Origin of the sequence: Domibacillus indicus (assembly GCF_000970685.1) — a bacterium.
Classification (GTDB): domain Bacteria; phylum Bacillota; class Bacilli; order Bacillales; family Domibacillaceae; genus Domibacillus; species Domibacillus indicus.
In genome coordinates, this window is sequence record NZ_LAJB01000007.1 from 558,983 (window position 1) to 573,445 (window position 14,463).

The 14,463-nt window shown below is 45.7% G+C and carries 10 protein-coding genes; all 10 read right to left on the reverse strand.

Features of this window, described 5'->3' with window-relative positions:
* Window positions 1-27 precede the first annotated feature (27 nt).
* Window positions 28-861, reverse strand: coding sequence for a phytoene/squalene synthase family protein (locus VP98_RS10940; RefSeq protein ID WP_046175389.1), 834 nt, complete (start codon window positions 859-861; stop codon window positions 28-30).
* On the reverse strand, window positions 830-2,323 hold the full coding sequence (locus VP98_RS10945) for a phytoene desaturase family protein (protein WP_082087914.1): 1,494 nt from the start codon (window positions 2,321-2,323) through the stop codon (window positions 830-832). Before VP98_RS10945 ends, VP98_RS10940 begins: the two co-directional genes overlap by 32 nt.
* Window positions 2,320-3,834 carry a phytoene desaturase family protein gene (locus VP98_RS10950; protein WP_046175390.1) on the reverse strand — a complete coding sequence of 505 codons (1,515 nt, stop codon included), beginning with the start codon at window positions 3,832-3,834 and terminating at the stop codon, window positions 2,320-2,322. Before VP98_RS10950 ends, VP98_RS10945 begins: the two co-directional genes overlap by 4 nt.
* 125 nt (window positions 3,835-3,959) lie before the next feature.
* Window positions 3,960-4,100, reverse strand: a complete 141-nt coding sequence (locus VP98_RS18915) for a hypothetical protein (protein ID WP_156151368.1) — start codon at window positions 4,098-4,100, stop codon at window positions 3,960-3,962.
* A 74-nt stretch (window positions 4,101-4,174) separates the two neighbouring features.
* The gene (locus VP98_RS10955; RefSeq protein WP_046175391.1) at window positions 4,175-4,522 is read right to left on the reverse strand and encodes a YisL family protein; all 348 of its coding nucleotides are present in this window, start codon (window positions 4,520-4,522) and stop codon (window positions 4,175-4,177) included.
* A 36-nt stretch (window positions 4,523-4,558) separates the two neighbouring features.
* A complete protein-coding gene (locus VP98_RS10960; protein WP_046175392.1) occupies window positions 4,559-5,419 on the reverse strand; it encodes a fumarylacetoacetate hydrolase family protein in 861 nt (286 codons plus the stop codon).
* Between the two features lie 4 nt (window positions 5,420-5,423).
* Window positions 5,424-6,593: a DUF418 domain-containing protein gene (locus VP98_RS10965; protein WP_046175393.1), complete on the reverse strand. Its 1,170-nt coding sequence runs from the start codon at window positions 6,591-6,593 to the stop codon at window positions 5,424-5,426.
* A 57-nt stretch (window positions 6,594-6,650) separates the two neighbouring features.
* Window positions 6,651-10,322 carry a helicase-exonuclease AddAB subunit AddA gene (addA, locus tag VP98_RS10970; RefSeq protein ID WP_046175394.1) on the reverse strand — a complete coding sequence of 1,224 codons (3,672 nt, stop codon included), beginning with the start codon at window positions 10,320-10,322 and terminating at the stop codon, window positions 6,651-6,653.
* Window positions 10,309-13,779, reverse strand: a complete 3,471-nt coding sequence (gene addB / locus VP98_RS10975) for a helicase-exonuclease AddAB subunit AddB (RefSeq protein WP_046175395.1) — start codon at window positions 13,777-13,779, stop codon at window positions 10,309-10,311. The genes addA and addB overlap by 14 nt, the downstream gene beginning before the upstream one ends.
* Window positions 13,780-13,865: 86 nt before the next feature.
* Window positions 13,866-14,435 (reverse strand): TVP38/TMEM64 family protein, encoded by a 570-nt coding sequence (locus tag VP98_RS10980; protein ID WP_046175509.1) that lies wholly within the window; start codon window positions 14,433-14,435, stop codon window positions 13,866-13,868.
* Window positions 14,436-14,463: the final 28 nt, after the last annotated feature.

Consider the following 14,463-nt stretch of genomic DNA (forward strand, 5'->3'; position numbering starts at 1 on the left):
AAAAACGACACGGTTGCGCTTTGCTTTTCATGAAATAAATGACAGAATCTGTTGCTTTTTATCATGAGAAACATGATTGCGCCTTGTAAACACGTCGTATTGATTTGTTCGTACTTCCTCTAAAATTGCTTGATAGAAAAGAGCTGCTGCCATAACCGGGAATCTTGATGAAGAAGGATAAAGAGCTAAAGTCTCCGAAGCTTCTTCATAATACTTATTGGCTGCCCCGGCCATTTCTTCCCATACACCAATAAAGGACGAATCTGCCACTCCCGCCTGAAGGACCGCTTCGGTCAGGCCATGCTTATTCATTAAGTCGCGCGGCAGGTACAGGCGGCCTTTCTCCAGATCTTCGCCAATATCCCGCAAAATATTTGTAATCTGCATGGCATTGCCCAGTTTGACCGCTCCTTCATATAGCTCCTCCTGCCGATTCGGCGCCAGAATCGGCAAAAGCATGACGCCCACAGTTCCTGCGACATGATAAGAATAATCGAGGATATCCTCCATCGTTTGAAACGAGCGCTCATCAATATCCATTTGCTGGCCTTTGAGCATATCGAAAAAAGGAGCTGAAGAAAAGGAAAAACGAACAGAAGCATCACGAAGGGCGGTCCAGAGAGGATCTTCATTCGGCAGGCTGCCGCTGAAAAATTGCCCGGTTTCTTTTTTGAATTCCGCCAGTGATTCAACCGGCGTGCTTCCCTCATCAACTATATCATCCGCTTTCCGGCAAAATGCATAAACTGCCGCTACAGCGCGGCGCTCATCTTCTGGAAGCCTGGAAAAAGCTGCGTAGAATGTTTTCGAATGGTGTTTCATTATATCTTCACAAATTTGATATGCCCGGATTGTATTCATCACCATTTCGCCTTCTTTCGAGTTCAGTTTTATACTCTTCCGCAATAACGTCCGCCATCATTAATGCTCCCTGCATGACTATGGGTACCCCGCCTCCTGGATGAACCGATGCGCCTGCTGCATACACATTATCGAAGCCTGGCACTTTTACCTGAGGACGGAAAATACCAGATTGAGAAAGCGCCGGAGCGATCCCGAAGCTCCCCCCGCCGTACAAGCCTTCCGTCCTTGCTTCCTGCGGTGTCCGGATCTCCATCCATTCAATTGCTTTTCGCAGTCCGGCAAACCCTCTTTTCTCTAAAATGGTGATTACCCGGTGAGACAGCTTGTTTTTTTCTTTCTCCCAGTCTATCATTTCACCGGATGGCACCGGCACCAACACATACATGACACTTTTTCCTTTCGGTGCCAGGCTCTGGTCGATAATGGACGGATAAAACACGTAGAGAGATGGATCGTCCGGAATCCTTGAATCCTGGAAAACAGCTTTCATATTCTCTCGAAAGCCATTGCTTAAATAAAATTGATGAATTTTTTTATCTTCATATTTTTTATTCAATCCTAAATAAAGGAGAAAACAGCCGGATGAAGGAATATATCTCCGCTTTTTTCGGCCCAGCAATTCTTCCGCCCCGGGAAAGTCACTATTTAATACCACAAGGTCGCCTTTTACTTTTCGATCCTTCGATTGGACGCCTTCTGCCCTTGGCCCATCGAGCAAAACACGGTCAACCGGTGTATTGTATTGCACTTTGATTCCGGATTTTCTCAAGTGCCGTTCAAGCAGCTCTACAATAGAGGCATAGCCGCCTTTCACGTAATACACTCCATGCTCATGCTCGCTAAAAGATACAAGGCTGTAAATCGAAGGTGTTGCATAGGGGTTTCCGCCGATATAAAGCGTCTGCAGGGCATAGGCATTAATCAAATCCGGATCGGTAAAATAATGGGACAGCCCCTTTGCTACATTTTTATAGGCTTTCATTTTTATAAGCGAAGACAAAGTATCTATGTTAAAAAAAGAAGATTTTGTTAAAAATGGATTTGATAAAAATGCTTCACTGCCTTTTTGAAACCGCCCCCGCATGTCGCTCATAAAGCGGCTGAAGCCCGGTGACTCTCCGGGAAAAACACGTTCAATCTCCTCAAGCTGCCGATCCTCTTCTGCATACTTTGTGTACGTTTTGCCATTTTCATAGTGAATGTCATAAAGCGGATCCAGCCGGATTAATTCATACTCACTGTCACCAATCCCTGCCCGGCGCATAACCGTGCGAAACATATCCGGCAGAAGTACAATAGTCGGCCCTTTATCTATTTTAAATTGATCATGCTTTGCATATTGCAGACGACCACCAAGGCATTGTTCTTTTTCTACGATTGTTACGTCCATTCCCTGCTTTTTTAGAAGAAGCGCGCCAATCATTCCTCCTATGCCGCCTCCCGCAATCACTGCTTTCAATTTGCTTCACCTGCTTTCGCGCGCCGGACTGCACGGGCCGCTTTTTTCTCAATGAGGTGCGTCGTGATACGGGCAGATTCCAAAATAGTCGGCAGACCGCTGCCAGGGTGTGTTCCGCCGCCCGCAAGCCAGCAATTTTCCAGCTCTTCAAATTTATTATGGGGCCGAAAGACCATCATCTGGCGCAGATGATGGCTCAAATTAAAAACCGCGCCTTCATATACATAATAATTTTGCTGCCAGTGATGAGGAGTGACAACAATCTCTGTTTCAATACGTTCTTGCAGCCCTTTAAAGCCGGACTTTTTTTCCACCGTCTCTATAACCAGATCACGAAAAGCTTTTTCATGCGTTCTCCAATCAATACCGCTCATATTGTTGGGCACAGGGGCAAGGATATAGAGGGTTGATTTCCCTTCCGGGGCAAGTGTAGGATCCGTAACGCCGGCATTCTGAATGTAAATGGACGGATCGTCCGGCAGCTTCATTGTACGTGTGATTTCTTCAACATTTTTTTTATAATCATCTGCAAAAATAATGGTATGATGAGGCAGATCAAACTGGCCGCTGATGCCAAGATATATCATAAAAGCAGAACAGGAATAAGATCGCTTTTTCAGCTTTTCTTTGCTGTATTTTTTCAGCATACCATCCGGCATTACTTGAGACATCACGTGAGCAAAATCGCCGTTTACAACGACTTCATCCACTTCTGCTTCCCCGCCATCTTCCAGCCTCAGCCCCGTAATCCTGCGGTCCTTTATAATGAACGAGTCAACTCCTGTGCCAAGATGAATTCTTCCCCCGTATTCACGCACAATCGCGGCCATGGACTGGGACAGCTGGTTTACTCCGCCAATCGGATGAAAAATCCCATATTCATGCTCCATAAATGAAAGAATAGAAAAAGCGCCCGGGCACTCCCATGGAGACATACCCAGATATTTTGATTGAAATGTAAAGCCAAGCCGTAATTCTTCTTCTTTGAAGTAGCGGCTGAGCACGTTATACAGTGATTTGCCCAGTGACAGCTGCGGCAGGGCCCGCAATACATTTGGTGCCGCGTAATGATACAGCTTGTCCATCGGATTTTGCAGCAGCGGCTTTAAACGGGCCATTTTTTTACGGGTATCCTTCATAAATCGCTCATACCCCTCTTCACTTCCCGGAAACACACGGGCAAGTTCCTTTTTCATCTCAGCCGGGTTTTTGTACATCGTTAAATCTTTATCTGGAAAGACGAGCTCATACATTGTCGTTAATTCTTTCATATCCATGTATTCTTTTATGTTTCGGCCTGCTTCCTCAAAAAGTTCTTCCGCAATTTCCGGCATACTTAAAAAGGTAGGCCCTATATCGAAAGTAAAGCCGTCTTTTTTAATAAATCCGTTTCTTCCTCCAGCGTATGGCTTTTTTTCATACACATCGACTTCAAATCCTTTTGATGCAAGAAGCATCGCAGAAGCAAGCCCTCCCGGCCCCGCTCCAATCACTGCTATCCTTTTAGGCATGAACGCCACCCTCTCTTTTTGGTGAACAATTATTGTACAAAAAGTATACAAAACTGATGAAGGGAGTGCAATTTTCTGTATGTCTATAAAAAAACCGCCTTTTCCAATAAGGAAAATGACGGTTATTACGAGGAAGAGTTCTTTTCTTTTTCTTCGACTGCTTCTTTTTCTATCATAACATCCTGTGAATGCAATTGACCCGATACGAACCGAACAACAATAAAAAACAGCAGAAACATAACGGTCCATAATACAATTGAAAACAACTTCAGATCCTCCTTTCAATTAATGAAAACAAAAAGCTGCGCTTCACTTTCACGCAGCTTTTTCTCTTTGAATGTTACGCAATTCCCGGCAGCGCAAAGCCTAGAATGATAGTAATAAGCAGCACTGCCAATGCACCTGCAAACACGCCGCCATTTTTTTTGCCTTTTTTCTTCCGGACCAGTGTCATTTCCATTAAGCCGATAGCAACAAGGCCGCCCAGCATCTTCAGTCCGTAAAGCATCGGATTTAAACTGTCAAATGTTACAAACAGTGCAAAACCGGTAATTAAAATCAGGACATAAAACAAACGCAGCCCCATATGAATGCCCGTTGACGGTTTTCTCAGCGCCACAAAAAACAAGATCAAGGCAATGACCCAGGTTGTAATATGTACATGTGTTGATTGAGTTAAAAAGTCCACTGCTTCTCCTCCTTTTTCCCTGTTTATTCTATCACATTACGATTCAACTGTATTTGACAAAGTGCCGACACCTTCAATCGTAATCTCAACGGTATCTCCTGCACGCAATGTTCCTTTCGGCTCCATTGCAAATCCCACACCGGCCGGCGTACCGGTCGCAATAATATCACCCGGCTCCAGCGTCATTCCTTTTGAGAGAACATGAATAATTTCGTCAATCGGGAAAATAAACTGCGAAGTATTTGATTTTTGGCGCGTTTCCCCGTTTACTTTTGTTTCAATTGCTAACTGATGAGGGTCTGGAATTTCGTCACCTGAGACGATCCAGGGTCCTATTGGACAGGAACCATCCAGGCTCTTTCCAATAAAAAACTGCTTATGGCGGCTCTGCAGATCACGTGCTGTTACATCATTCAAGACCGTGTAGCCAAAAATGTAATCCAGTGCTTCTTCCCGGCCGATTTCTTTTCCTTTTTTTCCGATAATAACAGCAAGCTCTCCCTCATAATCCAGCGCACTTGTTAATGACTCATAAGCCGGTATGGGCGCCTGGTGTGCACTGACTGAAGTCGGCGCTTTTGTAAAGATCATCGGATGTTCCGGCACACTTGCTTCCCCGCCCATTTCAATGGCATGGTCACGATAATTTTTCCCGACACACATTACATTTTTCAGGGGGCGCGGAATAGGAGAAAGCCAGGTTATTTCCGCTTTTCCCACCCGCGGCAGCTGAGCAGCCTTACTTGCAGCCGCCTCTAAAAACGCTCCTTCTGCGATAGCCGCGACAAGAGTCGATGGGGCTCCCTGCTCGTCGGAAACGATCACTGCTGCTTGCTCTTCCTCTAAATAAACACCGTATTTTTCTTTTCCTTCATGCTCAAAACTGATCCACTTCATTGTTTCATCTCCTTTTTCCGTATGTAAAAAACCGCCAGGCCATTTCCATCGGCCCCTGTTTAAACCGGCTCAGCCATAGTCCTGAGACAATGACCTGCACAGCAAAAATCGTAATACAAAGCAAAATGCCCGTCGTTAAGGTGATTTGGCCGTAAAACCCCAGTCCGTATGCATAAAAGATCAGTGAACCAAAAACAGACTGCAGCAAATAGTTGGTCAGCGACATTCTGCCGGCTTGCGCAAAAGGTGAAAGCAGCTTTACCGGACGGGAGAACGTGCATAAATAAACAATAAGAACAGCATAAGAAACCGCAAGCATCGGGCCGCCAATAGAATCCTGAATGTACATATACGCAATATGACTCGGGTCAAGCAAATGAGGAATACCTTTCAGCAAAAGCCCGGCGGCAAACAGACAAACAAATAAAAGCAATGTTTTTTTTCGGTTCGCTGCCAGCTTTGCTATTGTTCGCTGCTTGTAAATTCCCGCACCGATTAAAAGAAATGGAAAAATTGTTATAAGCTGAAACAAAAATGCTCCATCTATCAGATTATTGTTTTTCCAGTCATTTATCCGCTGCTCCGTCACTTCCGCATACGAACCGCTGCCATACGCAGCAATCGACTCGGACACGGAAGCAATATCAGTCCAAAACAAAGCATTATAGGGATCGGTCAGCGCCGCTAGCAAAAGCAGCAGGCTAAAAGCCAGAGCCGGACCAAACAAAAGCAGCATTCCTGCTGCCAGAAGAAGCCGGCCTGAAAATCGTAAAAACAGAAGCAGCAAAAAGCCGCACACTGCATAGTTAAATAAAATGTCACCCGGCCAGATAAAAAAAGCATGCAAGAGGCCCAAAACAAGCAAAAAAGAGAAACGGCGGATGCCAGTCCATGCAAATCTCCCAGACCGCTGTACGGCTTTTTCATGCTGCATCGCTGTGCCAAATCCAAACATGGCAGCAAATAAAGGATAAAAGCTGGCCTGCACAAACACATCAATCCATGAAAAAGCAGCCAAATCCTGCGCTGTTTTCCACCATTCGTATGGATTGTAATAAAAATAAGGAGAATGAAACGACAGCATGTTTACAAGAAAAATGCCAAAAAGAGATAATCCCCTCAGAACATCAATCGAGATAATCCGGGCCGTTTCATTCTGGTGAATAAGCTGCAACTAAACACATCCTTTCTCGTTATCACTGCTCATTTATCATAACAGAAAAAGGATGAATTACGCATACTCTACCACATGGCTGCCATCCAAAAAGAAAACAAACTTTCTTTCAACCGGCTGCTTCCAAATTCGTTCCACGGCTTTGGCGTAAAGGGCAATTTGCACTTCATACCGCTTCGCCAGTACTGCTTTAGCTTCATCAATTCCGCCGGCAAATCGGTCTGTAACACGGTCTGTTTTATAATCAAGCAGGTAAAGGCGCCCCTTGTATTCAAATAAGCAGTCAATCACTCCTTGAATAAGAACAACCTCATCCGTCTCTCCCATTCCTGCTTCCCGTGCCGTCATGCCCATATTAAATGGCAGCTCGCGCTGAACCTGATCGGCCGAGAGCAGCATGCGGCCCGGCTCCGTCTCAAAGAAAGCAGCCACTTCACCAGCATTTACTGCATCGGCCTGCTCTGCAGTCAGCAATTCTTTTTGGATTAACGTTTCCAGCAGCCTTTCTATCGCCACTTCTGACGGGGCGCGTCGCAGATCAATATGCTGCATAACTGTGTGAACGGCTGTCCCAATTTCGGCAGGTGAAAGCTGCTTTTCCTGCACAAAGCGCGGACGGCGGAAAATGGGACGGCGATAAGAACGAGCTTTTTCATTCGCTGCACCTTCATTGTAAATTTCATTAGACCTTTTCAAGTCTGAAACCGATTGTTTTGAACGAAGGTGAACGGCATCTGAAAACTCGTATTCCCATGCCATACGTTTTTCAATTTCCTGTTTTGCATCGGATTGTTCCGGGTAAGGACGGCGATTTTTGATCAGCTCAAGCCAGGATTCTTCCTGTTGTTCCCATTCCATTTCCACAGCTAACAGGCTGTTTGCTTCTATTATCGAAAATTGAAAGCGTGATGGGTGATCGGCAAAAGATGCATGACTGCCGTTCAAATCAGTGTGGCGCATAAGTGCCGGACCAACCCAGTCAATATACGATGCAGCGGAAGCACGGACTGCATCCCTCAGCAGCTGTGATGGATGATCCGCTGCACGCGTCCAGCTTTCTGCTTTTTTATCCAGCTTTTTTACAGACGCTGTCAGAAACAGCTTTTCCTTTGCACGGGTCATCGCTACATAAAGCACTCGCATTTCCTCCGCCAACAGCTCAAGCTTCTTTTTTCTCTGAAAAGCAAGCTGCACGAGCGAAGGCCAGGCAATCCGCCTTTCCGGATTCATATATTTCACGGCAATTCCATAGTCTTTATCAAACAGGACCCGTCCATTTAAATCCATCATATTAAACCTGCGGCCGGCCGCCGCTGTAAAAACAATCGGAAATTCAAGCCCTTTGCTTGCATGAATCGTCATAATCCGGACTACGTCTTCCTGCTCGGAAAGCGCGCGTGCTGTACCAAGATCATTTCCGCGCTCTCGCATTCTTTCAATAAACCGCAGAAATCGAAACAAGCCGCGGAATGATGTTTCTTCATACTGGCGGGCACGGTCATATAGAGCACGCAAATTGGCCTGCCGCTGCTTGCCGCCCGGCATACCTCCGGCAAAAGCATAGAACTGTGTATCACGGTAAAGCTCCCAGATAAGATCGGATAGGGCACCGCTTCTTCCAATGGAACGCCACTTTTCAAGCTTCTCTATAAAAGGACTTACTTTTTCCTTAATAGCTGATCCGCTGTCCGGGCTTTCCATAAAAGCAAGAAGCGCCTCAAAATAACTCCCCTTTTTAGAGGCAAGCCGGATGGAAGCTAATTCATCTTCAGTGCACCGGACAATCGGCGAACGCAGGACTGCAGCCAGCGGGATGTCCTGGAATGGATTGTCAATAACATGAAGCAGGGACAGCATAACTGAAATCTCCGTTGCCTGAAAATATCCTCCCGACGTATTAGCATATACAGGTATACCCGCATGCTTAAACTCTTCCATCATTTCTGGAACCCACGTCAGGGATCTCATTAAAATAACAATGTCCCGGTACTGCACCGGGCGCTCCGATTTTGTTTTTGGATCATAGATAAGCTGGCCGGATTCCACCAGCTCTTTAATCTTGGACGCAATAAAGCGGGACTCAAGCTGTGACTGCTCTGCATCTTCACGGTCCATTTCCTCGTCCCCGGCATCTTCTATCCCGTCACTGTTGATGACAGCTACTTCGATTGGAAAATCCCCCTCCGGATATGCCGCTCCCGGCACAAGTGCTTCTGCTTCCCCATATTCAATTTCTCCTACTTCTGTCCCCATAATCTGTTCAAAAACATAGTTTGTTCCGTGCAGCACTTCTTTGCGGCTTCGGAAATTACGGGACAGGCCGATTTTCAAGCCGGCTCCAGTACCGTCTGTTTGAAATCGATTGTATTTCCCAAGGAAAAGACCCGGTTCAGCCAGCCGAAAACGATAAATGGACTGCTTCACATCTCCTACCATAAATAAATTGCCTGACTGCTCATCATCCTTTGAAACGAGCCGGACAATTGTTTCCTGAACCATGTTCACATCCTGATATTCATCTACGAGCACTTCTTTAAACTGTCCCTGATACGCTTTTGCTGCTTTTGAAGGCTGGCCGTCTTCCATTAGGATTGCCAAAGCATAATGCTCCAGATCGCTGAAATCGGTTAATCCTTTTTCTTTTTTCACAGCTGCATACCGTTTTGCGAAATCAGCCGTAAGCTGTGAGAGACGTTCTACAATTGGCTTCATTTCCTGCAAATCTTTCAGCCAGTTTTCCGGCTTCCGGGAAAAAAACGTATCCTTCAGCTCGTTCACAATTTTTTTCGCCTGGTCACGGACTTGCTTGGACCGCTCCTTTAAATCTTCGTTATACTCGTCACCTTTGCATGCTTTAAGCATTGGGAATTTTACTTTTTCAAACGCGCTGTACCACTCTTCCCATGTTTCACATTCAAGAAGTGCTTTTACCATGGCTCCATCAGCCAAAAAATTATCTGCACGCGGCGCTGGCCCGCCTGGAAGTTCGGTCATCATCAGCCCTTCATCCAACAGAGCCCCGGCGCTTTCAAGCTGAAAACGAATTTCTTTTTTTAACGGTTCGACAAATAACAGGTCATCGATTGCTCCTGATGCTTCATATAACTGGGGCAGCTGTGCCAGCCAGCGGTCCGGCTCGGGATGCGACCTTGAAAAATCAAACAGCCGGGTCACTGATTCCTGGAGTTCAACATCACTCCGGTCACCGGAAAACGTGTCAACCAGCTTGAAAAAAGCATTGTTATCCGCTCTGGCATACTCTTCTTCGAGCAGATCCTCAAGCACTTCGTCTCTTATTAAAACTGCTTCTGTATCATCAGCAATCCGAAACCCTGGATCAATGTCGATCATGTAATAATATTTTCTGATGACCTCCAAGCAAAATGAATGCAGTGTCGAGATGGACGCTTTATTTAATAAACGCAGCTGCCGGCGAAGGCGGTTTGAAGACGGATTTTTTTCAATTTCCCTCTCCAGTGCTTCCCCGATCCGCTGCCGCATTTCAGCTGCAGCCGCATTTGTAAATGTCACGACAAGAAGCTCGTCTACATCTACAGGCGATTCGCCGCGAATCATTTTTTGAATAATCCGCTCAACTAAAACCGCTGTTTTTCCGGAACCAGCCGCCGCTGCAACCAGAATATCGCTTCCTTCTGCGTAGATGGCTTTCCACTGGTCATCGGTCCACGAGGCATCTGCAGGCTTTGCAGGGATATTATAGCTGTTCATCCTCTTCCTCCTTCATCATATCAATAATCTCTTCTTTTTTCCTTGGACGGATGATTCGGTAATGATTTTCTTCAAGCGACTCATCGAATTGGCATATCTGCCGGTACGAACAAAATGTACACGGCGTTTTTTTGTTGAAACGGTATGGAGTGATATCAACATTGCCCGAAACAATTTTATTGCCGGCATTTTTATAAAGTCCTCTTACATGGTTTCTTAAAAGCTGAAAAGATTCATCATCTACTGTTTTGGACCGTGCTGACAATGTTCCATCTTTTTTATAACCGGCCGGGATAATCAGCGAATCACCTGTTTCAAGCTGTTCATCCATTAAATGAATGGCTTCGTCTTCTTCGAGAACAAGTCCTTTCATACGGAAGCTTTTCAACAGTTCTTTTTCAATCTCGTTAATAGTCATAAACTTTTTGGTGTTTAAAAAAGGATTGTGTACATGGAAATACAGAACCCCGCCCGGCCGCGCTTCAGAGCCGGTCAGCTGCTGCGCATTTGCAATCACAATATCCAGATAGGTCATCATCTGCATAGCAAATCCATAGTAAATTTCTGTCATATCCACATCTCGGCTGCCTGATTTGTAGTCAATTACCCGCAAATACGTATCATCTGACCCTTTCGCCTGGTCAACCCTGTCGATCCGGCCGGCAAGAGACATACGGGCGCCGTTTTTCAATTGAAAAATAAGCGGCGGCAGTTCAGAATGCGGCCCAAAAGCCAATTCAATGCCCAGTGGTGAAAAGCCGCTTATTTTTGCCTGGTCGCTCAGTACACTGGAGGCACGCGCAATAATTTGTTCCAGCTTGTGCTGTATATATAAATGGCGGTGCGAGCTCATTAAAATTCGGTTTTGCAGCTTCGGAGCCAGTTCCTGTACAGCCGTTTTGGCAAAGGCCCGGCATTGGTCCGGTGTAAGCTCCGGCCATTTCAGCCCTCTTTTCTCTACTTCCTCTGCGATCCATTTTAAAGCGCCATGGAATAAATCCCCAATATCTGGCGCTTCGAGTCGGTATACAAGACGGTCACGAAGCTTTAAGCCATGACGGACAAAATGGCTGAATGCGCAGGAATAAAAGGTTTCCATCCTTGAGACGCTTGCAATCATGTCCGTCCCATATAGATCCAGGCTTGTTTTATCTTTCAAAGGCTCTGCTTTGTTTTCATAAAGAAGACTGTCAAGAACACGGCCTGCCTGTTTTTTATTTTTTTCCATATAAATATTGTAAACATCCCACCAAAACGGATAGACCGGATAGCCTCTTTTTTTAGATTGAAGCTGTGAGGTTAAGTACGACAAAGTCGGCTGCGGATGGCATATATAAGCAAGCTGCTCCTCCTCAGGCAGGTCAGCGGGGTCATTCGCTGCGATACGCTCTTCCAGCTGCTCAAACCATTCTTTTATCCTCTTCAAGTAAGGAGATGGCTGAAGCGACTTTCCTTCTGTATCCGCAGCCGGCCAGGAAACGTATAATCGATTGGAAGGAACCGTAAAAGCGCGGTACGCTACGAACTCCTCATCGAGAAGCTTTATTTTGCTGCCCGGTGCCACATTCATACCGGACGCTGACAATGCTTCCCTTTCTTCATCATCTAAAATACCGCCATCTATCTGCCTTGAAGGAAATACTCCATCATTCATGCCAACAATAAAAGCAGTATGAATATCTGCCAGTCTTGATTTGTCCGGATTAGCAATAATCACCTGATCGGCGGCTGGCGGCACAATAGAGAATTCCAATGCTTCCAGGCCGGCATCCAGGACGGCTGCGAATTTTTTCGCATCCATTTGCTCTTCCCCCGCTACTTCTGCAAATTCATCCAGCATTCCAATTACAGCATCCCATGCTTGATTATGCTGGACGGCTTCCGTTAACTCTCCGCGCTCTTCTGCTTCTATTGAAAGCTGCTCCATTTTTTCAGGAATTCGAAGTTCCTCGATGAATTGATACAAAGCCCGGCAGCATTCCATCGCATTTTTGGCGCGTTTCATTCTTTTTTCCAGCCTGAAAATGGGCGCGGCCACCAATTCTTTCATCTCGTTCAGCTGCTGTTCAAAAAGGCGTTCCTCATCCGTCTGGGCAACAGCCGTGAATTCTAATCCCATGTAGCGCCGATATGTCCACCGCTCTCCATTTGTCCATCTCTCTCCATAAATTCCGTGAGCAAGCACATAATTTTCAAGCAAATCCATGCTGCGCCGGATCTGTCCGCGCGGCTGATCAAATGAAAACAGCAAATCGGTTTTAACGGCACGAAAAACAGCTTCATACCGCCAATTGCCTCCAATCACTTCAAGTGAAGAACGAATAAGTTCAATAAGCGGATGATTGAGCATTGGGCGCTTTTGATCAATGAAAAAAGGAATACTGTAATCATCAAAAACCGTTTCAATGATTGAACGGTATTCTTCACCATTCCGAACAAGCAGTGCTATTTGCTTGTAACGGAGTCCTTCCGTACGGGAAAGCCGGCGGATTTCACGGGCGGCTGCTTCAATTTCAGCCCGCCTGCCCGCCGCCTGCCAGATATGCACCGCCTCACTTTGGGCTGACCGTCTGGCTGGACGTTTATCAAATTGCATTTCAAGATGAATAAGGGACGCTGACTCCTGGCGTTTGTGCCCATACATAATTAAGTCTTTTTTTATTTCAATTTCTTCGGCCGCTGCAAGCTCATATAAATCGTGATACGAGCGTCCCGGCAGCCTGAATAGATGTGTATCATCCGGGTCTTCATCCCGAAACGGCCGGTCTGCTGTTAACGAAATGGTAACCTCGTTCGCTGTTTGCAGCAGCACCCTGATCACTTCATATTCCTGGGGAGTGAAGCTGTGAAATCCATCTATATAAATATCAGCTTCCTGTATATATGAAGAAACAGCAGCTCTTTCGGCTAAAAGTCTCATATAATCTTCAGAATCTGTGTATTTTCCGGCTAACGCATATTCATAAGACGTATAAATTGTCTGCAGATCACTGAGTTTATCTGCAAGCGCCGCGGGTACTTGTTTTCGATATTCGCTCATTTCCTCGGGTGCAATTAAATACTGGCGAAACTCTGTCAACATCTGCTCAATCGTGCTGACAAACCCTGTTTTATCGGCTGCTTTTGAGAAAACAGCCAGATCATGCTGGTGTTCTTCAATAATTTTCCGGATTAAAATATTGCGGCCGGCCGGCGTAATGTGCTGCCTGCTCATACCGCCTTCCTCCTGTAAAACGCGCCATGCAAGCCGGGTAAAGCTATATACCTGCGCACGAATAATGCCGCCAATTTCCTGATCAGAGGCAAGGCGATACTCTGAGAGGAATGACATCTGTTCCGGCACAATGTAAATAATCGGCTTTCCGTTTGGCTGCCGGCGAAGACGCTCTTTTATTTCGTTGACGATATATTCTGTTTTGCCTGAACCGGAACGCCCAATAATAAATTGCAATGCCATACGGATTCCTCCTTTTAGTACTTTCACTATATCAAAGACCATACGTTCGGTCAAAAACCAAAAATAAAAAACCGTTAAACGGATTTTTATTTTTGAAGCCGCTTCTCGAGCTGCTTGCCTGCCGCCCATAAAAGAGCCATTACCACTATAATGACAGCCGTTTTTCCCGGCTGGTGAATAAGTGAAAACACATCATGGCCAACATAGCTGATTGTGAAAATCATCACTGTTTTTCCTGCCATAATAGCAAACAAGTATTGTGCCGCACTAATATGCGACAAACCGGCAACAACATTTATAATGGCAGAGGGAGTGAACGGAAAACAGAGAAGCGGAAACAATGTAGCAAAGCCATGGCGGTCAATCCAGTCCATCATCTGGCTTACCTGTTTATTTCGCTTCAGAAACGTTAATATGCGCTGCTGTCCGAACCTTCTAACAAGCAAAAAAACAATAAAAGAACCTGTCACTGCTCCTCCCCAGGAAATGAGGAACCCGAGCCATAGCCCGAAGGCATTTACATTGGCAAGCACAAAAGCAAACAAGGGCAAAAAGGGCAAAAACGCTTCTAAAAGCGGTAATAAAAAACCCGGCAAAGGCCCAAATGATTCATAGTGTTGAATCCATTTCATAATCTGATCTGTTGAAAAATTCATCTGTTTGTTCCCTTCCATGGTCCATCCT

Bases quoted from the DNA above. Each gene is read 5' to 3' on its own strand.
- VP98_RS10940 (WP_046175389.1), bottom strand. From the start codon at position 861: ATGAATACAATCCGGGCATATCAAATTTGTGAAGATATAATGAAACAC.
- VP98_RS10950 (WP_046175390.1), bottom strand. From the start codon at position 3,834: ATGCCTAAAAGGATAGCAGTGATTGGAGCGGGGCCGGGAGGGCTTGCT.
- VP98_RS10960 (WP_046175392.1), bottom strand. From the start codon at position 5,419: ATGAAGTGGATCAGTTTTGAGCATGAAGGAAAAGAAAAATACGGTGTT.
- addA (WP_046175394.1), bottom strand. From the start codon at position 10,322: ATGAACAGCTATAATATCCCTGCAAAGCCTGCAGATGCCTCGTGGACC.
- addB (WP_046175395.1), bottom strand. From the start codon at position 13,779: ATGGCATTGCAATTTATTATTGGGCGTTCCGGTTCAGGCAAAACAGAA.
- VP98_RS10980 (WP_046175509.1), bottom strand. From the start codon at position 14,435: ATGAATTTTTCAACAGATCAGATTATGAAATGGATTCAACACTATGAA.